General features: G+C 71.9%; 17 protein-coding genes and 4 tRNA genes. 11 read left to right on the top strand and 10 right to left on the bottom strand.

Annotated elements, in window-relative coordinates; all coding sequences use genetic code 11:
* The first annotated feature begins 5 nt into the window (after positions 1-5).
* The 3 genes from ACIA79_RS21960 to purM all read left to right on the top strand — a co-directional run bounded on the left by ACIA79_RS21960 (position 6) and on the right by purM (position 3,662).
* On the top strand, positions 6-857 hold the full coding sequence (locus tag ACIA79_RS21960) for an META domain-containing protein (RefSeq protein WP_399430031.1): 852 nt from the start codon (positions 6-8) through the stop codon (positions 855-857).
* A gap of 160 nt (positions 858-1,017) precedes the next feature.
* A complete protein-coding gene (gene purF, locus ACIA79_RS21955) occupies positions 1,018-2,544 on the top strand; it encodes an amidophosphoribosyltransferase (RefSeq protein ID WP_399430030.1) in 1,527 nt (508 codons plus the stop codon).
* Positions 2,545-2,588: 44 nt separating this feature from the next.
* A complete protein-coding gene (gene purM, locus ACIA79_RS21950) occupies positions 2,589-3,662 on the top strand; it encodes a phosphoribosylformylglycinamidine cyclo-ligase (protein WP_399430029.1) in 1,074 nt (357 codons plus the stop codon).
* Between the two features lie 57 nt (positions 3,663-3,719).
* Here purM and ACIA79_RS21945 read toward each other — a convergent pair whose 3' ends face one another.
* Together ACIA79_RS21945 and ACIA79_RS21940 are read right to left on the bottom strand one after the other, a co-directional pair.
* Positions 3,720-3,971: a DUF3073 domain-containing protein gene (locus ACIA79_RS21945; protein ID WP_031071635.1), complete on the bottom strand. Its 252-nt coding sequence runs from the start codon at positions 3,969-3,971 to the stop codon at positions 3,720-3,722.
* 325 nt (positions 3,972-4,296) lie between these two features.
* Positions 4,297-5,379 (bottom strand): Leu/Phe/Val dehydrogenase, encoded by a 1,083-nt coding sequence (locus ACIA79_RS21940; protein ID WP_399430028.1) that lies wholly within the window; start codon positions 5,377-5,379, stop codon positions 4,297-4,299.
* 153 nt (positions 5,380-5,532) lie between these two features.
* On the opposite strand from ACIA79_RS21940, the gene ACIA79_RS21935 reads away from it, so the two are divergent.
* Both ACIA79_RS21935 and bldC read left to right on the top strand, forming a co-directional pair.
* Positions 5,533-6,378, top strand: a complete 846-nt coding sequence (locus ACIA79_RS21935; protein ID WP_399430027.1) for a hypothetical protein — start codon at positions 5,533-5,535, stop codon at positions 6,376-6,378.
* Positions 6,379-6,846: 468 nt separating this feature from the next.
* Positions 6,847-7,053 carry a developmental transcriptional regulator BldC gene (bldC, locus tag ACIA79_RS21930; protein ID WP_003949541.1) on the top strand — a complete coding sequence of 69 codons (207 nt, stop codon included), beginning with the start codon at positions 6,847-6,849 and terminating at the stop codon, positions 7,051-7,053.
* Positions 7,054-7,385: 332 nt separating this feature from the next.
* On the opposite strand, the gene ACIA79_RS21925 is transcribed toward bldC, so the two are convergent.
* The 3 genes from ACIA79_RS21925 to hrpA all read right to left on the bottom strand — a co-directional run bounded on the left by ACIA79_RS21925 (position 7,386) and on the right by hrpA (position 11,974).
* Positions 7,386-7,604, bottom strand: coding sequence for a DUF6274 family protein (locus tag ACIA79_RS21925; protein ID WP_399430026.1), 219 nt, complete (start codon positions 7,602-7,604; stop codon positions 7,386-7,388).
* 209 nt (positions 7,605-7,813) lie between these two features.
* Positions 7,814-7,888: transfer RNA gene (locus ACIA79_RS21920), tRNA-Asp, on the bottom strand.
* A 111-nt stretch (positions 7,889-7,999) separates the two neighbouring features.
* Positions 8,000-11,974 (bottom strand): ATP-dependent RNA helicase HrpA, encoded by a 3,975-nt coding sequence (gene hrpA / locus ACIA79_RS21915; protein ID WP_399430025.1) that lies wholly within the window; start codon positions 11,972-11,974, stop codon positions 8,000-8,002.
* Positions 11,975-12,069: 95 nt separating this feature from the next.
* Here hrpA and ACIA79_RS21910 point away from each other — a divergent pair, with 95 nt between their 5' ends.
* The 3 genes from ACIA79_RS21910 to ACIA79_RS21900 are packed head-to-tail and all read left to right on the top strand — an operon-like array spanning position 12,070 to position 14,020.
* Positions 12,070-12,438, top strand: a complete 369-nt coding sequence (locus tag ACIA79_RS21910) for a hypothetical protein (protein WP_399430024.1) — start codon at positions 12,070-12,072, stop codon at positions 12,436-12,438.
* A gap of 56 nt (positions 12,439-12,494) precedes the next feature.
* Positions 12,495-13,196: a DsbA family protein gene (locus ACIA79_RS21905; protein WP_399430023.1), complete on the top strand. Its 702-nt coding sequence runs from the start codon at positions 12,495-12,497 to the stop codon at positions 13,194-13,196.
* The gene (locus ACIA79_RS21900; protein WP_399430022.1) at positions 13,193-14,020 is read left to right on the top strand and encodes a cytochrome c biogenesis CcdA family protein; all 828 of its coding nucleotides are present in this window, start codon (positions 13,193-13,195) and stop codon (positions 14,018-14,020) included. The genes ACIA79_RS21905 and ACIA79_RS21900 overlap by 4 nt, the downstream gene beginning before the upstream one ends.
* Positions 14,021-14,089: 69 nt before the next feature.
* Here the strand turns inward: ACIA79_RS21900 and ACIA79_RS21895 are convergent, their stop codons facing one another.
* From ACIA79_RS21895 to ACIA79_RS21875, 5 genes are all read right to left on the bottom strand, one after another.
* Entirely contained in the window at positions 14,090-14,410 is a 321-nt protein-coding gene (locus tag ACIA79_RS21895) for a hypothetical protein (RefSeq protein WP_399430021.1), read from the bottom strand.
* 159 nt (positions 14,411-14,569) lie between these two features.
* Positions 14,570-14,643: transfer RNA gene (locus tag ACIA79_RS21890), tRNA-Phe, on the bottom strand.
* Positions 14,644-14,665: 22 nt separating this feature from the next.
* Positions 14,666-14,740 (bottom strand) — tRNA-Asp (locus ACIA79_RS21885).
* 39 nt (positions 14,741-14,779) lie between these two features.
* A tRNA-Glu gene (locus tag ACIA79_RS21880) sits at positions 14,780-14,852 on the bottom strand.
* Positions 14,853-14,933: 81 nt separating this feature from the next.
* Complete coding sequence (locus tag ACIA79_RS21875) at positions 14,934-16,520, bottom strand: metallophosphoesterase (protein WP_399430020.1); 1,587 nt, start codon at positions 16,518-16,520, stop codon at positions 14,934-14,936.
* Positions 16,521-16,589: 69 nt separating this feature from the next.
* Here ACIA79_RS21875 and ACIA79_RS21870 point away from each other — a divergent pair, with 69 nt between their 5' ends.
* The 3 genes from ACIA79_RS21870 (at position 16,590) to ACIA79_RS21860 (ending at position 20,378) form a co-directional block, all read left to right on the top strand.
* Positions 16,590-16,940, top strand: a complete 351-nt coding sequence (locus ACIA79_RS21870; RefSeq protein WP_399430019.1) for a metallopeptidase family protein — start codon at positions 16,590-16,592, stop codon at positions 16,938-16,940.
* A 321-nt stretch (positions 16,941-17,261) separates the two neighbouring features.
* Positions 17,262-17,882, top strand: coding sequence for a hypothetical protein (locus ACIA79_RS21865; RefSeq protein ID WP_399430018.1), 621 nt, complete (start codon positions 17,262-17,264; stop codon positions 17,880-17,882).
* Positions 17,883-18,158: 276 nt separating this feature from the next.
* Positions 18,159-20,378, top strand: a complete 2,220-nt coding sequence (locus ACIA79_RS21860; protein WP_399430017.1) for a DEAD/DEAH box helicase — start codon at positions 18,159-18,161, stop codon at positions 20,376-20,378.
* Positions 20,379-20,405: the final 27 nt, after the last annotated feature.

Raw genomic sequence — 20,405 nt, 5'->3', positions numbered from 1 at the left:
TGGGCATGCCGACCATGCACAAGCACCACCTGACCGCGTCCGCCGCTCTCGTGGCGTTCCTCGCCCTCTCCGCCTGCGGCACCAGCCCGGGGCCCGGCGCGGGCGACGGCGGCACCGTACGTCCGGACCTGCCGGTCGCCGGAGTCCGCTGGAGCGTGGACAGCGTCACCGTCGACGGCAAGAAGACCGCGGCACCGGCCGACGCGCACCTGTCGATCGACAGCAAGGGGCGGGCCGGGGGCAACCTCGGCTGCAACCACTTCGGCGCCGACACGACCGTCGAGGGCGACACCATCACCTTCGGCCGGGCCGTGACGACGGAGATGGCCTGCGAGAAGCCGGTCCAGAGCTTCGAGAACGCCCTGAAGGACGCCCTGAAGGGCAAGGTCCGGGCCGAGCTCGCGGACGGCACGCTCACGCTCACGACCGCCGACGGCGACTCCGTACGGCTCACCGAACGGCCCGACGCGCCCCTGGTGGGCACGAAGTGGACGGTCGAGTCGCTCATCTCGGACCGGACGGCCTCGTCGCTGCCCGCCGCGGCGCAGGGCAAGGCGTACGTCGTCTTCGGCAAGGACGGTTCGGCCCGCGGCAACCTCGGCTGCAACAGCTTCAGCGCCAAGGCCACCGCCGAGGGCCCGGCGATCACCTTCGGCCCGGTCGCCTCCACCCGCAAGCTGTGCCCCGGCCCCGGGATGGACGTGGAGCGCGCCCTGCTCAAGGCGATGAAGGGCAGGACCACGTACAAGATCACGGACGGTAGTCTCACCCTGACCGGCGCGGACGGGGCGGGCTTCGCGGCCACCGCCTCCGACGAGGGGAAAGTCCCCGGGGCCGGGACCGCGACCGACAAGTAACATCGGGGGCCACTGCGAGGTCCGTCACACCCCGTACACCTCGTCGTGCGACAAAGCCCCCTGGTCAGCGAGGCGGCCGAGGACGTGAGGCGCGTCCGCGGCCGCCCGGCGGTCCGTAGCCAATTCGGACCAGTGGTCGACCTCGCCTACACTCGGTGGCGTGCCACGTGGTGACGGTCGACTCAATCACGATCTGCTTCCCGGCGAGAAGGGCCCCCAGGACGCTTGCGGCGTCTTCGGTGTCTGGGCTCCGGGTGAAGAGGTCGCAAAGCTCACGTACTTCGGGCTCTACGCCCTCCAGCATCGGGGCCAGGAATCCGCGGGAATCGCGGTCAGCAACGGCTCCCAGATCCTCGTCTTCAAGGACATGGGCCTCGTTTCCCAGGTCTTCGACGAGACTTCGCTCGGTTCCCTCCAGGGTCACATCGCGGTCGGTCACGCCCGCTACTCGACCACCGGCGCCTCCGTGTGGGAGAACGCGCAGCCGACCTTCCGGGCCACCGCCCACGGCTCCATCGCGCTCGGCCACAACGGCAACCTGGTCAACACGGCCCAGCTCGCCGGGATGGTCGCCGACCTCCCGAAGAAGGACGGCCGCGCCACGCAGGTGGCGGCCACCAACGACACCGACCTCGTCACCGCGCTCCTCGCGGGCCAGGTCGACGACGACGGCAAGCCGCTGACCATCGAGGAAGCGGCCGCCAAGGTCCTCCCCGAGGTCCAGGGCGCCTTCTCGCTGGTCTTCATGGACGAGCACACCCTCTACGCCGCCCGCGACCCGCAGGGCATCCGCCCGCTGGTGCTGGGCCGCCTGGAGCGCGGCTGGGTCGTCGCCTCGGAGTCCGCCGCCCTCGACATCTGCGGTGCCGCCTACGTCCGCGAGGTCGAGCCGGGCGAGCTGATCGCGATCGACGAGAACGGCATCCGCACCTCGCGATTCGCGGAAGCGAAGCCCAAGGGCTGTGTCTTCGAGTACGTCTACCTGGCGCGCCCCGACACCGACATCGCCGGCCGGAACGTGTACCTCTCCCGCGTGGAGATGGGCCGGAAACTGGCCAAGGAAGCCCCGGTCGACGCCGACCTGGTCATAGCGACGCCGGAATCCGGCACCCCCGCCGCGATCGGGTACGCGGAGGCCAGCGGCATCCCCTTCGGCGCCGGACTGGTCAAGAACGCGTACGTGGGCCGGACCTTCATCCAGCCGTCGCAGACCATCCGCCAGCTCGGCATCCGCCTGAAGCTGAACCCGCTGAAGGAAGTCATCAAGGGCAAGCGCCTGGTGGTCGTGGACGACTCGATCGTCCGCGGCAACACCCAGCGCGCGCTCGTCCGGATGCTCCGCGAGGCCGGCGCCGCCGAGGTCCACATCCGGATCTCGTCCCCGCCGGTGAAGTGGCCGTGCTTCTTCGGCATCGACTTCGCCACCCGCGCCGAGCTGATCGCCAACGGCATGTCGGTCGAGGAGATCGGCAAGTCGCTGGGCGCCGACTCCCTCTCGTACATCTCCCTCGACGGCATGATCGAGGCCACGACCATCGACAAGCAGAAGCTCTGCCGCGCCTGCTTCGACGGCGAGTACCCGATGGAGCTGCCGGACCCGGAGCTGCTCGGCAAGCAGCTGCTGGAGACCGAGCTGGCCGCCGGACCCGCCGCCACTGCCGCGGCCGACGCGCTGCGCCGCCCGTAGGACCCCCGCAATCCCTGCAGTACGACACGAAAGCTCTCACAGTCATGTCTGAGACTGAGACCACCGGTGCCAGCTACGCAGCCGCGGGCGTCGACATCGAAGCGGGCGACCGCGCCGTCGAGCTGATGAAGGAGTGGGTGAAGAAGACGCAGCGCCCCGAGGTCCTCGGCGGCCTGGGCGGCTTCGCCGGCCTCTTCGACGCCTCCGCCCTCAAGCGCTACGAGCGGCCGCTCCTGGCCTCCGCCACCGACGGCGTCGGCACGAAGGTCGACATCGCCCGCCAGATGGGCGTGTACGACACCATCGGCCACGACCTGGTCGCCATGGTCATGGACGACATCGTCGTCTGCGGCGCCGAGCCGCTGTTCATGACCGACTACATCTGCGTCGGCAAGGTCCACCCCGAGCGGGTCGCCGCGATCGTCAAGGGCATCGCCGAGGGCTGCGTCCTCGCCGGCTGCGCCCTGGTCGGCGGCGAGACCGCCGAGCACCCCGGCCTGCTGGGCCCCGACGACTTCGACGTCGCCGGCGCCGGTACGGGTGTGGTGGAGGCGGACCGGCTGCTGGGCGCCGATCGCATCCGTACGGGTGACGCGGTGATCGCCATGGCGTCCTCCGGCCTTCACTCCAACGGGTACTCGCTCGTACGCCACGTGCTGTTCGACCGCGCGGGCATGAGCCTGGACCAGCAGGTCGAGGAGTTCGGCCGGACGCTCGGCGAGGAGCTGCTGGAGCCCACCAAGATCTACTCCCTGGACTGCCTCGCGCTCACCCGGACCACCGAGGTGCACGCGTTCAGCCACATCACCGGCGGCGGCCTGGCCGCGAACCTGGCCCGGGTGATCCCGGACGGTCTGCACGCCACGGTCGACCGCTCGACCTGGGCGCCCGGCGCCGTCTTCGACCTGGTCGGCACGGCCGGCCGGGTGGAGCGGCTGGAGCTGGAGAAGACCCTCAACATGGGTGTCGGCATGATGGCCGTGGTCCCCGCCGCGTCGGTCGACGTGGCGCTGACCACCCTGGCCGACCGCGGGGTGGACGCCTGGGTCGCCGGTGAGATCACCGAGCGCGGTGAGCACACCACCGGTGCCGAGCTGGTGAACGACTACGCCGTCTGAGCAGCACAGAACCCGGTCCGGGGCAGGGCCCCGGACCGGGTCGGAAGAGTGCAGGCGTCAAGCGCCGCGACGCTGAGACGACGGACCGGACTCTTCGTCCTCGTCCTCGTCGTCGTTGTACAACTCCGCGTAGCGGGCGTACGGGTCGTCTTCCTCGTCGTCATCCTCGAACGGCTCGCCGTTCGGTGGCTGACTCGAAGTCGAAGCGCCCAGCTCGCTGGCCAGGCGTGCGAGGTCCGTCCCACCGCTGTTGTACTTCAGCTGGCGGGCGACCTTCGTCTGCTTGGCCTTGGCCCGGCCGCGCCCCATGGCTCGACCCCCTCGGTGACGGGGCTCGACGGCCCCAGAGTCTTGACACGCGTTCATGATGCGGAACGGACTCCCCGTGGAGAGACCGGCCCGTAGGGCTTCAACGGTACCTGCTTCCGCCGCCATACGGTACGCCGCCCGCATGACGTGCCTCGGAGCCGGACCGACGAGGTGCCCTGTCCTCGCTGGTCAGCTGCGATTTTAACCTCTTCTCGCGGGGCGACCCGCCGACCGGCGTGAGTCTTCTCTCTCTCGGCGAAGACTCACCCCCCGCCGACGGGCGCCCCCTGTCAACCGCGCGTCGCCCCCGCGGGGCCGGGCGGGGTCACCGCCGACGGGCCTCGGCCATCCGCTGCTCGGCGATCCGGTCGGCCGCGGCGGCCGGCGGAATGCCGTCTTCCTTCGCACGTGCGAATATGGCCAGCGTGGTGTCGAAGATCTTGGTGGCCTTCGCCTTGCACCGGTCGAAGTCGAAGCCGTGCAGCTCGTCGGCGACCTGGATGACACCGCCCGCGTTGACGACGTAGTCGGGCGCGTAGAGGATCCCGCGGTCGGCGAGGTCCTTCTCGACACCCGGGTGCGCGAGCTGGTTGTTGGCCGCGCCGCACACCACCTTCGCCGTCAGGGCGGGCACGGTGTCGTCGTTCAGCGCACCGCCGAGGGCACACGGCGCGTAGACGTCCAGGCCCTCGGTGCGGACCAGCGCGTCGGTGTCCGCGACCACCTTGACCTGCGGGAACTTGTCGGTGATCCGGCGCACCGACTCCTCCCGGACGTCCGTGATGACGACCTCGGCGCCATCGGTGAGCAGGTGCTCCACCAGGTAGTGGCCCACCTTGCCGACACCGGCGACGCCGACCTTCCGGCCGCGCAGCGTCGGGTCGCCCCACAGGTGCTGGGCCGAGGCGCGCATGCCCTGGAAGACGCCGTACGCGGTGAGGACCGAGGAGTCGCCGGCGCCGCCGTTCTCGGGCGAGCGGCCGGTGGTCCAGCGGCACTCCCGGGCGACGACGTCCATGTCGGCGACGTAGGTGCCGACGTCGCAGGCCGTCACGTACCGCCCGCCGAGCGAGGCGACGAACCGGCCGTAGGCCAGCAGCAGCTGCTCGGTCTTGATCTTCTCCGGGTCGCCGATGATCACGGCCTTGCCCCCGCCGTGCTCCAGGCCGGCCATGGCGTTCTTGTACGACATCCCCCGGGAGAGGTTCAGCGCGTCGGCGACGGCCTCGGCCTCGGAGGCGTACGGGTAGAAACGGGTGCCGCCGAGGGCCGGGCCCAGGGCGGTCGAGTGGATGGCGATGACGGCCTTCAGGCCGGTGGCGCGGTCCTGGCAGAGCACGACTTGTTCGTGGCCCCCCTGCTCCGACTGGAACAGGGTGTGCAGGACGCCGTCGGTCACATCGGTCACGGTGGTGACTCCCAAGTACGAAGCGGCGGTGAGGCCCCCCTGCGGGTGGGGGAGGACCTTGACGGCATGAGAGTAAGTCCTACCTGCGCGTAGCCGGGAGACAGTGCGGAGGATCACCCCCTCCCGGAGTACGGGCGTGGAAGGATTTGCGACATGCCTGCGGATTTCACGGCCCCCGTCCCGTACGCGTCCTACCTGCGTGTGTACGAGCCGCTGGCGGCCTTCCCGGAGCCCGAGCGCGCCCACTGGGCCCGCTACGCGCGCCGCGGCGACGCCCCGACCGCGCAGGACGAGCTGCGCCGCTCGCTGGCGGGCCTGGTGGGGACGCCGCCGGTGCCGGTGCCGGTGCACGAGAGCGGGGACGCCTTCGTGACGGAGGTGGACGGCGTGGTGTGCGTGTGCCCGTGGCGCACGCGGCTGCGCGGCTGGCTGGCCCTGCGGGAGCTGCCGGAGCTGCTGCCGCCGGCCGTGCTGGACGCGGCGCTGCCACCCGTGGTGCGGGAGCAGGCCGAGGCGGACCACGAGCGGTGGCGGGAGGTGAACCCGGACGCCCGGCCGTGGATCCGAACGGCGGTGTGGCAGGTGCCGGTGCGCTGGTTCGCGCTCTTCGCCGACGAGGAGCGGGAGCACGCCGCGGCCGACGGCCCCGACAAGGCGCCGGTGCTGCGCTACCGGACGCCGATGGTGCAGGCGCGGCGGCGGGTGGCCCGGGCGCTGAAGGCCCTGCGGGAGTCGCTGGAGGAGGGTCCGCTCACCGAGGGTCTGGTGGACGTGGGGCGCTGGCTGGAGGAGTTCCACCCGCGCTCGCTCGTGGAGCTGGACTACGGCGGCCTGGTGTACGCCCTGTCCGCGGACGACCTCGCCGCGGACCGGTCGGCGGCGGACGTGGCGGAGGGGATCGAGGCGCTGCGGGCGGGCGACGACGAGGGCGCGGGCGCGGCGTACGAGCGGCTCACGGAGCGGTGGCGCGCGGTGCGGAACCTCCAGTACGCCAACTGAGATGATCTCGCTCCCGGCCGGGCGGGACCTGCACCCCGATCCGGGCCTTTGTGTCAAGCGTGATGGACAGCACTAACCGGGCCCTTGCGTCCATCACCCAACCTCATGCCAAAATAGGACAAGGAGTCCGGGAGGGGCTCCTTCCGTCCAACTATGGGCGGAAGGCTAAGCATTGCACGCTATGGGGGGTCTGGTGGCTCCTGATCGCTCTGTGACTGATCGTCACTGTGACGTGACTGTCCGTTATGGCATGGTCCATCGGCTTCCGCCGCTGATGAACACCTGAGAGGGCAATTCCGTCGGTTTGGCCGAACGTGGCTGGACAGATGGTGTAGTTGTAGTGCCGAGGACAAGCCGTTCGTCCTATAACCGACTCGGCTCGCGTCCGCCATTTCGGGCAACGCGGGTCAAGGTGCAGAATTTAGAGGAAAGAACCGAGAAGGTTCGGTTCTCCCGAGGAGGCCGCTCATGACCGCTCGCACCCCTGATGCCGAGCCGCTGCTGACCCCCGCTGAGGTTGCCACGATGTTCCGCGTGGACCCGAAGACGGTGACCCGCTGGGCGAAGGCGGGCAAGCTCACGTCCATCCGCACGCTGGGTGGACACCGTCGGTACCGCGAGGCTGAGGTCCGCGCACTGCTTGCGGGCATTCCGCAGCAGCGCAGCGAGGCCTGAACACCCCGATGAACCGGGCTTTTCCGGGTCCCCCAACCCGGATCGCCCGCCCATAGCTCCACCGACGGGCGCCCGCCCCAACGGGCCTTCGTCATCGATCGCGCTGGACTCCGCCGGGTCCAGCGCGATCTTTTCATGTCCGGGCGGAAGTCCCGGGAGCGCAGCTCAGGGGCGTGCGGGGCGGCGGCGGGCCGGCGCCGGACGGCCGCGCGGCACCGTTCTCGGGAACCGTCCGGCGCCCCTCCGCAGCGGTGCAATTGCACATATTAAATTGGTCCGTTGTAGGGAGGGGCTAAGTTATGCACCTTCAAAAACTGTTTTCGTGACTCGCGTCACATGGCGGAAGGCGGATCGTCCGGCCCCTCGGCGCCCTCCTCCGGGGCCTCCGGGAGGTCGGGGAGGTCCGGGAGCTCCATGGCGAGCCGCAGGAGGCGATGGCAGACGACGCAGTGCCGGGTGAGGTGGCGGTAGCCGGAAGCGGCCGCCAGATGGGCGCGCAGCAGGGCGCGTGTCTCGTGCCTGACCGGTCGGACCGTGGCTGCCGCCGCCATCCACCCCACCTCCGCAGAAGGGTCCCCGCGTCCCCTGTTGCTTGGGTACCCCCGGCCGGTGCGCCCGTCAATACGACGGAAAGGCCCGGACCCTGAGGATCCGGGCCTTTCGGTCCGTACGCCGGCCCCTGCGGGTGCGGCTCGGGCACCCGGAGGCGCCCGTACGACAGCGAAGCCCGCATCCTTGAGGATGCGGGCTTCGATCGATGCGGTCCTGACGGGATTTGAACCCGCGGCCTCCACCTTGACAGGGTGGCGAGCACTCCAAACTGCTCCACAGGACCAGGAGTCGCAGCCGGTTTGCATTCTGCGCTTGGCTGCGAGAAGAACTGTACAGCAGGTCAGACGGTCCGGTCGACCTCACTCAAGGCGACGGGGCCGTCACCTGCCACCGCCTACGGCACGGCCGCGTCGATCGCCTTCAGGATCCGCTTGTCGGAGACCGGGTGGGCGGTGCCCAGGGCGTGGGCGAAGTAGCTGACGCGCAGTTCCTCGATCATCCAGCGGATGTCCAGGACCTCCTGGGGGACCGGCCGGCCCTTGGGCATCTGCTCCAGCAGCCAGGCGTACTCGTCCTGCATCTCGTGGACCTTCTCCATGCGCGTGGTGTCGCGCTGGACCGCCGTCGGCATCTGCTGCAGCCGCCGGTCGACCGCCACGAGGTAGCGCATCAGGTCCGGCAGGCGCCGCAGCCCCGTCCTGGTGACGAAGCCGGCCGGCATGAGCGCCGCGAGCTGCTCGCGCACGTCCTGGACGTTGTTCACCAGGGTCAGGCTGTTCGTGGCCTTCAGGCGGCGCTCACAGGACTGCCAGGCGGCCAGGATCTGCTGCACCTGGTCCACCGTACGGATCGTCAGTTCGACGAGGTCGGCGCGGACCCGGTCGTAGAGCTTGCGGAAGGACTCCTCGTCCCACGCCGGCCCGCCGTGGTCGGCGATCAGCCGGTCCGCGGCGGCGGTCGCGCAGTCCTCGAACAGTGCCTGCACCGAGCCGTGCGGATTGCGGGACAGGGCGAGCTTCTGCTGGTTCGTCAGCTTGTCGGACGCGAACTTCGCCGGGTTCACCGGGATGTTCAGCATGATCAGCTTCCGCGTGCCGCGCCACATCGCCTGGGTCTGCTCGGCCTCCGTGTCGAAGAGCCGCACGGCGACGGTCTCGCCCTGGTCGACCAGCGCCGGATACGCCTTGACCGGCTGGCCGGCCCGCCGTGTCTCGAAGACCCGTACGAGGGTGCCGATCGTCCAGTCCGTCAGGCCCGTGCGCTCCAGGGACTGCCCCGAGCCGGAGGGACCGGCCGTGGCGGCCGCGGCCGCCTTGGACAGCGCCTGACGGGCCTTCGGTTTCAGCTGGAGCTTCAGCGCCTCCAGGTCCTTGTCCTCGGCCAGCTTGCGGCGCCGCTCGTCGACGATCCGGAAGGTGATGCGCAGGTGGTCGGGGACCTTCGACCAGTCGAAGTCGCCGGCGTCGACCGGGACGCCGACCATCCGCCGCAGCTCGCGGGCGAGCGTCACGTCCAGCGGCTCCTGCAAGGGGACCGCCTGCGCCAGGAACCGCTTCGCGAAGTTCGGCGCCGGGACGTAGTTGCGGCGGATCGGCTTCGGCAGGGAGCGGATCAGCTCGGTGACGACCTCCTCGCGCAGGCCCGGGATCTGCCAGTCGAAGCCCTCGCCGGTGACCTGGTTCAGCACGTGGAGCGGGATGTGCACGGTGACACCGTCCGCGTCCGCGCCCGGCTCGAACTGGTAGGTGACCCGGAACTTCAGCGCGCCCTGCCGCCACGAGTCGGGGTAGTCGGCCTTGGTGACCGCGCCCGCCTTCTCGTTGATGAGCATCTCGCGCTCGAAGTCGAGCAGGTCGGGCGCCTCGTGCCGCTTGTGCTTCCACCACGAGTCGAAGTGCGCGCCCGACACGACGTGCTCGGGCACCCGCTGGTCGTAGAAGTCGAACAGCGTCTCGTCGTCCACGAGGATGTCCCGGCGACGGGCCCGGTGCTCCAGCTCCTCGACCTCGGTGAGCAGCTTGCGGTTGTCCGCGAAGAACTTGTGGTGCGTACGCCAGTCGCCCTCCACCAGGGCGTGGCGGATGAACAGCTCGCGCGAGACCTCGGGGTCGATGCGCCCGTAGTTCACCTTCCGCTGGGCGACGATCGGCACGCCGTACAGCGTGACCTTCTCGTACGCCATGACGGCCGCCTGGTCCTTCTCCCAGTGCGGCTCGGAGTACGTGCGCTTCAGCAGGTGCCCGGCGAGCGGTTCGATCCACTCGGGCTCGATCTTCGCGTTGACCCGCGCCCACAGGCGGGAGGTCTCGACGAGCTCGGCGGACATCACGAACCGCGGGGGCTTCTTGAACAGCGCCGAACCGGGGAAGATCGCGAACTTGGCGTTGCGGGCGCCCAGGTACTCGTTCTTGCCCGTGTTCCTCCCGCCCTCGCCCCCGGCGTCCTTCACGTCCTTCATCCCGATGTGGGACAGCAGGCCCGCCAGCAGCGACACGTGCACCCGGTCCTCGGGCGCGGACCAGTCAGCCGAGGACTCCTCGAGGTGCAGGCCCATCTGCTTGGCGACCGTGCGCAGCTGTGTGTAGATGTCCTGCCATTCCCGGATGCGCAGGTAGTTCAGGTACTCCGACTTGCACATCCGGCGGAACGCGGACGACGACAGTTCCTTCTGCTGCTCGCGGAGGTAGCGCCAGAGGTTGAGGAAGGAGAGGAAGTCGGACGTCTCGTCCTTGAACCGGGCGTGCTGCTGGTCGGCCTGCGCCTGCTTCTCCGCCGGCCGCTCGCGGGGGTCCTGGATGGACAGCGCGGCCGCGATGACCATGACCTCGCGGACGCAGCCGTTCTTGTCGGCCTCCAGCACCATGCGGGCCAGGCGCGGGTCCACCGGGAGCTGGGCCAGCTTGCGGCCCTCCTGCGTGAGGCGCTTCTTCGGGTCCTTCTGCGCCGGGTCGATCGCGCCGAGCTCCTGGAGGAGCTGCACGCCGTCGCGGATGTTGCGGTGGTCCGGCGGGTCGATGAAGGGGAACTTCTCGATGTCGCCGAGCCCGGCCGCCGTCATCTGGAGGATGACCGACGCCAGGTTCGTCCGCAGGATCTCGGCGTCCGTGAACTCGGGGCGGGCGAGGAAGTCGTCCTCCGAGTACAGGCGGATGCAGATGCCGTCCGACGTGCGGCCGCAGCGCCCCTTGCGCTGGTTGGCGCTGGCCTGGCTGACCGGCTCGATCGGCAGGCGCTGCACCTTGGTGCGGTGGCTGTAGCGGGAGATCCGGGCGGTGCCCGGATCGATGACGTACTTGATGCCGGGGACCGTCAGCGACGTCTCGGCGACGTTCGTCGCGAGGACGATGCGGCGCCCGGAGTGCGGCTGGAAGACGCGGTGCTGCTCGGCGTGCGAGAGGCGCGCGTAGAGGGGGAGGACCTCGGTGTTGCGGAGCTTCTTCTTGACCAGGGCGTCCGCCGTGTCGCGGATCTCGCGCTCGCCCGAGAGGAAGACGAGGATGTCGCCGGGGCCCTCCGCCTGGAGCTCGTCCACGGCGTCGCAGATGGCGGTGATCTGGTCGCGGTCGGAGTCCTCGGAGTCCTCCTCCAGGAGGGGGCGGTAGCGCACCTCGACCGGATACGTACGGCCGGAGACCTCGACGATCGGCGCGTCGCCGAAGTGGCGGGAGAAGCGCTCCGGGTCGATGGTCGCGGAGGTGATCACGACCTTGAGGTCGGGGCGCCGGGGGAGCAGCTGGGCGAGGTAGCCGAGGAGAAAGTCGATGTTCAGCGACCGCTCGTGCGCCTCGTCGATGATGATCGTGTCGTAGGCGCGCAGCTCGCGGTCCGTCTGGATCTCGGCGAGCAGGATGCCGTCGGTCATCAGCTTGACGAAGGTGGCGTCCTGGTTCACCTGGTCGGTGAACCGGACCTTCCAGCCGACCGCCTCGCCCAGCGGCGTTTTCAGCTCCTCCGCGACCCGCTCGGCGACCGTGCGGGCGGCGATGCGCCGCGGCTGCGTGTGGCCGATCATGCCGCGCACGCCCCGGCCCAGCTCCAGGCAGATCTTGGGGATCTGGGTGGTCTTGCCGGACCCGGTCTCACCGGCGACGATCACGACCTGGTGGTCGCGTATCGCCTCCGCGATCTCGTCCTTCTTCTGGCTGACCGGGAGCTGCTCGGGGTACGTGACGTCCGGCACGCGGGCCGCGCGCTCCGCGATGCGGGCGGCGGCCTTCCCCGCCTCGGCGGCGATCTCGTCCAGGACGGCCTGCCGGGCCTCGGGTTTGCGGATGCGGCGGGAGCCTTCGAGACGGCGGCCGAGCCGGTGCGCGTCGCGCAGCGAGACCTCGGTCAGCAGGGTCTGGAGGTCGGCGAAGGAAGTAGACATACCTGACCCAGGATCTCACTCGCGGCGACGGAGTGGCGAACCGATTTCCCCGTACCATTTCCGGCGAGTCGAACGATCTTGGGAGGCGGTGTCGCATGCGTTGCACCGGCAGCCGGTGGTGCCGTGCGGCCGCCGCCGTCCTCCTGCTGATGGGCGCACTGCTGGTGTGCGGCCCGGGCGCGGCGGTGGCGCAGGGCGGGCCCGTGGCGACCGCCGGTGCCGCGGTGACCGCCGGCCCCGGGGAGCAGGCCCCCGGATGCGACCCGCTGGACGACGAAGGCGGCCTGGCGCCCGCGGTGCCCCCGCGGCCCGTGACCGCGGCCGAGCTGCTTCCCCCGCCGCACACCGGCACGCGGCTGCCCGCGGACCGCGACGACCCGGCGGTCGCGGCCGTCCGGCCGGAGCGGGCCCCGCCGTGGCTCTCGGGGCCGTCCCCGGTGGATCTGTCGGTCCTGCGCGTATAGGGGCGTACGCGATCCCTCCGTACGGTCCCGTTCTTCCCGCGCTCAGGAGTTGCCCCATGCCCACGTCCAAGCCCTACCTCATCGGTGCGGGTGTCGCCGTCGCCGCCGCGCTGGCCGCCCTCGCCTCGTACACCGCGACCAAGCCCGCCGAACCCGGTACGTCCGTCGTCGCCGAGCAGCGGAGCGCGGGCGGCGTCCACCCCGAACTGGAGGCGTACGCCCGGCGCGACGCGAAGGACCCGCTGGCGGTGGGGCGCGCGGACGCGCCCGTCGTCCTCATCGAGTACGCGGACTTCCAGTGCGGCTACTGCGGGAAGTTCGCCCGGGACACCGAGCCCGCGCTGATCGACAAGTACGTCCGCGACGGCACGCTGCGCATCGAGTGGCGCAACTTCCCGATCTTCGGGGAGCCCTCCGAGGGCGCGGCGCGTGCCTCGTGGGCGGCGGGGCAGCAGGGCCGGTTCTGGCAGTTCCACAAGGCCGCGTACGCCGAGGGCGCCAAGGAGAAGGGCTTCGGCAAGGAGCGGCTCCTCGCGCTCGGGCGGGAGGCGGGGGTGCCGGACCTCGACCGCTTCGGACGGGACCTGGAGAGCGAGGCGGCCCGGCGGGCCGTCGCGAAGGACCAGGAGCAGGCGTACGCGCTGGGCGCGACGTCGACGCCGTCCTTCCTGGTGAACGGCCGGCCGATCGCCGGCGCCCAGCCCATGGAGACCTTCACGGACGCGATCGAGGCGGCGAAGCGCGAGGCCGGGCGGTGAGCGGCATCGGCTATCTGGCGGCGTTCCTCGGGGGTCTGCTCGCGCTGCTGAGCCCGTGCAGCGCGCTGCTGCTGCCGGCGTTCTTCGCGTACTCAGTGGACAGCCCGGCCCGGCTGCTGGCTCGCACCGGCATCCTCTACGCGGGGCTCGTGACCACGCTGGCCCCGCTGGGCGCGGCCGGCTCCTTCGCGGGCCGGGTCTTCTACGGCCACCGGGACCTGCTCGTGACCGCGGGCGGCTGGCTCATCATCACGCTGGGCGTGGCGCAGATCCTGGGCCTGGGTTTCGCCTCGCGCCGCATCGCGGAGGCGAGCGGCCGGATCCGCCCGACGTCGGCGCTCTCGGTGTTCGCGCTGGGCCTGGTGTACGGCCTCGCCGGCTTCTGCGCGGGACCGATCCTGGGCAGCGTGCTGACGGTGGCCGCGGTCAGCGGGAGCCCGGTGTACGGAGGGCTGCTGCTGGCGGTGTACGCCCTCGGCATGGCGGTGCCGCTGTTCCTGCTGGCGCTCCTCTGGGACCGTTACGACCTGGGGCGGCGCGGCTGGCTGCGGGGCCGGGCGCTGCGGCTGGGCCGGCTGCGGCTGCACAGCACATCGGTGCTGTCGGGCGTCTTCTTCGTGCTGCTGGGCGCGCTCTTCCTGGTCTTCGACGGCACCACGGCCCTGCCGGGTCTGCTGACGGTGGACGACTCGTACGCGCTGGAGTCCCGGGTGGCGGCGCTGGGGCGGGCGGTGCCGGACTGGGCGCTGCTGCTGGGCGTGGTGGCCCTGACCGCGATCACCCTGGGTGCGCGGGGATGGCGGCACCGGAGCGAGCGGGCGTGAGCGGCGGGGGGCTTGGCCCTCCGCCTCCTCGCGTGCCGGGTTCCGGATGGCGGGCCGATCCCGTGGGCGTCACTTCCTGCGGACGGCCGCCAGCGCCAGCGCCATGCCCGTGAGCAGCACGGACACCACGAGCGACGCGAAGAACAGCGCCTCGGTCCAGCCGGCGTTCGCCCCGGTGAGCGTGCCGTCCGCGGACGCGCACGCCACCTCCGGCGGGAAGCTCTGCCGCCGCAGGTCGCCGCAGGTGTTCGGCAGGTCGTCATGGACGACGTACGCGTTCACCCAGCACAGCGCCCAGCTGACGAGGAAGACGCCCGAGGAGGCGAGGCAGACCCCCCACAGCGCGGTCGGGCGGGGGGCTGTCCGGGAGTCCGTCGGGGGTGTCGTCATGGCCGGGACCGTACCGGCCCGCCCCTTCGGCCGCCCCCCTGCCCGGCCCGGGGGCGCCGTGCGTCGCCGGACGAGGGGGGGCAGGGCATCGGCGTGGCGGTACGAGAACACCCCCGCCGAGAATCCTCGACGGGGGTGTTCGCCCTGGTAGGGCTGCGGTGGCTGGGGCCGGGGTCGAACCGGCGACCTTCCGCTTTTCAGGCGGACGCTCGTACCAACTGAGCTACCCAGCCACGCGGCTCTTGCGAGCCGCAGCGGTCCTGACGGGATTTGAACCCGCGGCCTCCACCTTGACAGGGTGGCGAGCACTCCAAACTGCTCCACAGGACCAAGCTTGGTGCGAGACTCAGTCTCGCACACGGTGATGCGTGCCCCCAACGGGATTCGAACCCGTGCTACCGCCTTGAAAGGGCGGCGTCCTGGGCCACTAGACGATGAGGGCTGATGGCCCGCCTGGGCGCTTCATCAGCGCGTCGGGGACGTGAGAAGCATATGGGATGTGGGGACGGTTCGCCAAAACGCTTTACGGCGAGGCCGTCGGCGAGGGGGCGCGGGACCGGTCCGGGGAGGGCGCCGGGGTCACCGGGAGCGAGGGGGAGGAGGGCGCCGGGGCGCCCGGGCGGTTCTCCTCCGGGAGGTGGCGGCTGACCTCGGCCGTCGTCAGGCCGAGGCCGCCCAGCGTGATCTCGTCCCAGGCCTGCAGGCGCCGCTCGGTGCGGTCCAGGTAGAGGACGGACGCGCGGACCTTCTCCGGCTCGTCGCGCTCCAGGGCGCGCAGCCCGCCGCCGCCCGTGGAGCCCTCGATCTTCAGGCGGGTGCCCTCCGGGAGGAGCTTGGTCTCGCGGCGGTGGACGTGGCCCGCCAGGACCAGCGGCACCTCGCCGTCGGTGCCCTGCGCCGCCACGGGGTTGTGGGCGACCGCGATGTCCACCGGCGTGCCCGCGCTCCGCTGCGCGCGCAGCGACGCCGCCAGCAGGGCCCCGGCCGCCCGCTCGGCGTCGTCGCCGGCGGCCGCGACGGAGCGGTCCGGCGTGAACTGCGGGTCCCCGGTCCCCGCCACCCGCAGTCCCGCCACCGTGACGGCCCGGCCCTCGTCGAGGACGTGGACGTTGTCGAGGCCCTCCAGGTACTCCTGGGTCGCCCGGGAGTCGTGGTTGCCGCGGACCCAGACGTACGGCGCGCCGAGGTCGGCGATCGGGTCGAGGAAGCCGTTCTCGGCGGCGGTGCCGTGGTCCATGGTGTCGCCCGAGTCGATGATCACGTCGATCCGGTACTGCTCGACGAGCGACCGGATGATCTCCCAGGCGGCGGGGTTGAGGTGGATGTCGGAGACGTGCAGCACGCGCATCGTCGCCGGGTCCGGCTGGTACGTCGGGAGCGTCGAGGTGGCCTCGTACAGCTTGGTCACATTGGTGACAAGGCGCGCCAGTTCCTTCTGGTAGACGTCGAACTCGCTGACGATGGAACGGGCGTTGCCGACGACGGAGGGCGCGGAGGAGAGCAGCCCCGAGAACTTCGGTTCCAGGACGGACTTGGGGTTCCACGTGGCGAAGGCCGTGGCGCCCGACGCGGCGAGCAGCGCCAGCGCGAGGCCCCCCGCGGCCAGGGCGCGGCGCGGGCGGCGGTAGACGGCGAGGCCGAGCGCGGTGGCGCCGGAGACGACGGCGACGCAGGAGCGCACCGCCAGCTCGCGCGTGCCGTCGGCGACGTCCTGGGAGATCTCCTCCTGCAGGCCGGACAGGCGTTCGGGGTGCTCCACCAGTGCCTGGGCGCGTACGGGGTCGAGCTGGTCGACGTCCACGTCGAGGCGGATGGGGGCGTGGTGCGAGTCCAGGGTGAGGGCGCCGAGCGGCGAGACGTTGATCTTCGTGCCGCCGGAAAGTGACGGACGGAGGGTCATGCTCGTGTCCATGGGCCCGACCGGCGTGCGGACGCTCCCGACGATCAGCAGGCCGAGCCACGCGCCGAAGAGGACGACGACGACCAGGCCGACGGCGCGGACGTACGGGTGCGGAGCGTGCACCAGCGCGGAGGTGGGACCGGTGTGGCGTGAGCGGTAGTGGCGGAGCAGTCGGGCGTACGTGGTGCGCAGGGCAGCTCGGGCAGCCATGGGCGCACGTATGCCCGTGCGGACCGGCGGCTATGCCCGTACATGCGGGTCATCCGTGACAATGGCCGGGTGCTGGAGATGACGCGCGAGGAGTTCGAGGAACTGGTCGCCGAGGCGCTGGACAGGATCCCGCCGGAGCTGACGCGGCTGATGGACAACGTCGCGGTGTTCGTGGAGGACGAGCCGTCGCCCGACGATCCCGATCTGCTGGGCCTGTACGAGGGGACCCCGCTGACGGACCGGGGCGAGTGGTACGCGGGCGTGCTGCCGGACCGGATCACGATCTACCGGGGGCCGACGCTGCGGATGTGCGACTCGCGCGAGGACGTGGTCGCGGAGACCGAGGTCACGGTGGTGCACGAGATCGCCCACCACTTCGGCATCGACGACGACCGGCTGCACGAGCTGGGGTACGGCTGACGGGTGGGGCTGACGGGTGCGGGTGGCGGCCGACGGGTGGCGGCCGGCGCCTGACGGGCGGCGTGTTGCGGGTGCCGGGTGCCGGCTGGCCGGTGGCGGGTGGTGGGCCGCGGGCCGGCTGCGGTGCGCGGCCCGGCGTGCCCTGCCCGTGTGCCGTCCGCGCCCCGGGCCGTGCGGGGCCCGTGCCGGGTGCCCCGCGGGCCGGGCCGGGGCGGCGGGACAGGGGTGGCGGATGCGGTGGCCCCTGCGTCCGGGCGTGTCCTTGTGGGGCGTGGGGAGTTGGGCAGGGAAACCCCGTCCCGTGCCTGTGGAGGTGCCCGCGTGCGCCAGTTGCCCGCCCCTGTCCGATGGGCCGTCACCGCACTGGCGGTCGCGGCGTCCGCAGGCTCCCTCAGCGGCTGCATGAGCGTCACCGACGAGAGCGCCCGGCCGGCGCCGTCCGGCTCGGCCGGGCCCTCGGACGCGGCGGCGGCAGACCCGGACGGCGGAGCCGCCGGACCGGGCCGCTGGCACGACCCGAGCTCCGTCGCCGGCCCGGGCGGCCGGCCCGGCGGCGCGGAGGGTCGCGGGGCCGGGTCCTCCGCGGAGCCCAGCGGCACCGCGGCGCCCTCCGGGAAGCCCGGAGAGCCGGGAGCGGGCGGCCCCGGCGGCGAGCGCCCCGGGCGCCCGCAGAAGCCGTCGCCGAGCGGCGGCGGGCACGGCGGCCCCGCGGGCGGCGGTGCCGGCGGCGGTGACGCCTCGCCGAGCCAGGAGCCGACGCCGCCGGCCACCACGCCGCCGGAGCCCACGCCCACTCCGACGGACCCGCCCACCGACCCGGACCCGAAGCCCTCGGACTCGCCGTCCGCCTCCCCGGCGGCGGACACCACCCGGACGGAGGCGATGCGCGGTGCTCCCGACTTCGCCGTGCCGCATGCATCGCCGCAGGTCGCGCCCGCCTGAGCGCAGCGTGGAGCGCGCGGAAGCCCCCGTACGGACGGGGCCGGAGCGGGGTCGCCGGCCCGGTGTGACGCAGCCCGGTTTGCGTCGAGTGGGGGTGGGTGCGTATGGTGGTAGATCGTTTGATCCCATTTCCCATTTGCCCGGCGCCGACAGAAGCTGCGCCGCGTGTGGCGCGTACTCTCTCCCCAGCCGTGGCTGACCGCATCGAGGCGGTCGAATTGCGAAACACGGAGTTGACGGGCGCGTGCCGAGACTCCGGAAGGTTTCGCATTTCGCATGTCCATTTTCAGTTCTGACCACGCTGTCCTGCCCGAGGCCGACGAGGCGCTCGTCGAGGCCGTCGAAGACGCCGTGACCGACGCGGCCGTCGAGTCCGACGACGCCGCCGACGACGCCGCTGTGGCCGACGACGAGCCGACCATGACCTTCGGGGACCTCGGTCTGCCCGAGGGCATCGTCCGCAAGCTCGCCCAGAACGGCGTGACCGCCCCCTTCCCGATCCAGGCCGCGACCATCCCGGACGCCCTGGCCGGCAAGGACATCCTCGGCCGCGGCCGCACCGGCTCCGGCAAGACGCTCTCCTTCGGCCTGCCGCTGCTCGCCACCCTGGCCGGCGGCCACACCGAGAAGAAGAAGCCCCGCGGCGTCATCCTCACCCCGACCCGTGAGCTCGCGATGCAGGTCGCGGACGCCCTCCAGCCGTACGGCGACGTCCTCGGCCTGAAGATGAAGGTCGTCTGCGGCGGCACGTCGATGGGCAACCAGATCTACGCCCTGGAGCGCGGCGTCGACATCCTCGTCGCCACCCCGGGCCGTCTGCGAGACATCATCAACCGCGGCGCCTGCTCGCTGGAGGCCGTCCAGGTCGCCGTCCTCGACGAGGCCGACCAGATGGCCGACCTGGGCTTCCTGCCCGAGGTCACCGAGCTGCTCGACCAGGTGCCGGCGGGCGGCCAGCGCCTGCTCTTCTCCGCCACGATGGAGAACGAGATCGCGACGCTGGTCAAGCGCTACCTGACCGACCCGGTCGTCCACGAGGTCGACAGCGCCCAGGGCAACGTCACCACCATGACCCACCACGTCCTGGTCGTGAAGCCCAAGGACAAGGCGCCGGTCACCGCCGCGATCGCCGCCCGCAAGGGCCGCACCATCATCTTCGTCCGCACCCAGCTGGGCGCGGACCGCATCGCCGAGCAGCTGCAGGACTCCGGCGTCAAGGCCGACGCGCTGCACGGCGGCATGACCCAGGGCGCCCGTACGCGGGTCCTGGAAGACTTCAAGAAGGGCTACGTCAACGCCCTCGTCGCCACCGACGTCGCCGCCCGCGGCATCCACGTCGACGGCATCGACCTGGTCCTGAACGTCGACCCGGCCGGCGACCACAAGGACTACCTGCACCGTTCGGGCCGTACCGCCCGTGCGGGCAAGTCCGGCGTCGTCGTCTCGCTGGCCCTGCCGCACCAGCGCCGCCAGATCTTCCGCCTCATGGAGGACGCGGGCGTCGACGCCTCGCGCCACATCGTGGGCGGTGCCGGGGCGTTCGACCCGGAGGTCGCCGAGATCACCGGCGCCCGGTCCCTGACCGAGGTGCAGGCGGACTCCGCGAACAACGCGGCCAAGCAGGCCGAGCGCGAGGTCGCCGAGCTGACCAAGGAGCTGGAGCGTCTCCAGCGCCGGGCCGCCGAGCTGCGCGAGGAGGCCGACCGTCTGGTGGCCCGTGCGGCGCGCGAGCGCGGCGACGACCCGCAGGCCGCCGTCGCCGAGGTGACGGAGGCCGCCGAGGCCGAGGTCGCGGAGGCGGCCGCGGCTGCCGCCGTCTCCCTGCCGGAGCAGCCGCGGGACGAGCGTCGTGACGACCGGCGGGACGACCGGCGGGACGACCGAGGGAACTTCCAGCGCCGTGACCGTGACGACCGCGGCGGCTTCCGCCGTGACCGTGACGAGCGTCCGTCGGGTGGTTTCCAGCGCCGTGACCGTGACGACCGCGGCGGGTTCAACCGCGACCGCGACGACCGGGGCGACCGCGGCGGCTTCAACCGCGACCGTGACGACCGGGGCGGCCGTTCCTTCGAGCGCCGTGACCGCGACGACCGCGGGGGCTTCCGCCGCGACGACCGCCCCTCCGGTGGTTTCCAGCGCCGTGACCGTGACGACCGCGGCGGGTTCAACCGCGACCGTGACGACCGGGGCGGCCGTTCCTTCGAGCGCCGTGACCGCGACGACCGTCCCTCCGGTGGCTTCCGCCGCGACGACCGCCCCTCCGGTGGTTTCCAGCGCCGTGACGACCGTCCGTCCGGTGGCTTCCGCCGCGACGACCGTCCCTCCGGTGGCTTCCGCCGTGACGACCGCCCCTCCGGTGGTCACCGGGGCAGCGACCGCCCGTTCAACCGCGACCGCCGTGACGACCGCCCCTCCGGCGGCTTCCGCGCCGGTGGCACGTCCGACCGCGCCCACGGCCGTCGTGACGACAAGCCGCGCTGGAAGCGCAACGGCTGACGGCTGACGCCCGACGGCTGACGTCCG

Origin of the sequence: Streptomyces sp. NPDC051310 (assembly GCF_044455245.1) — a bacterium.
Lineage (GTDB): Bacteria > Actinomycetota > Actinomycetes > Streptomycetales > Streptomycetaceae > Streptomyces.
Note: the sequence above shows the minus strand (reverse complement) of the source record. Positions and strands in the feature narration are given on the sequence as shown.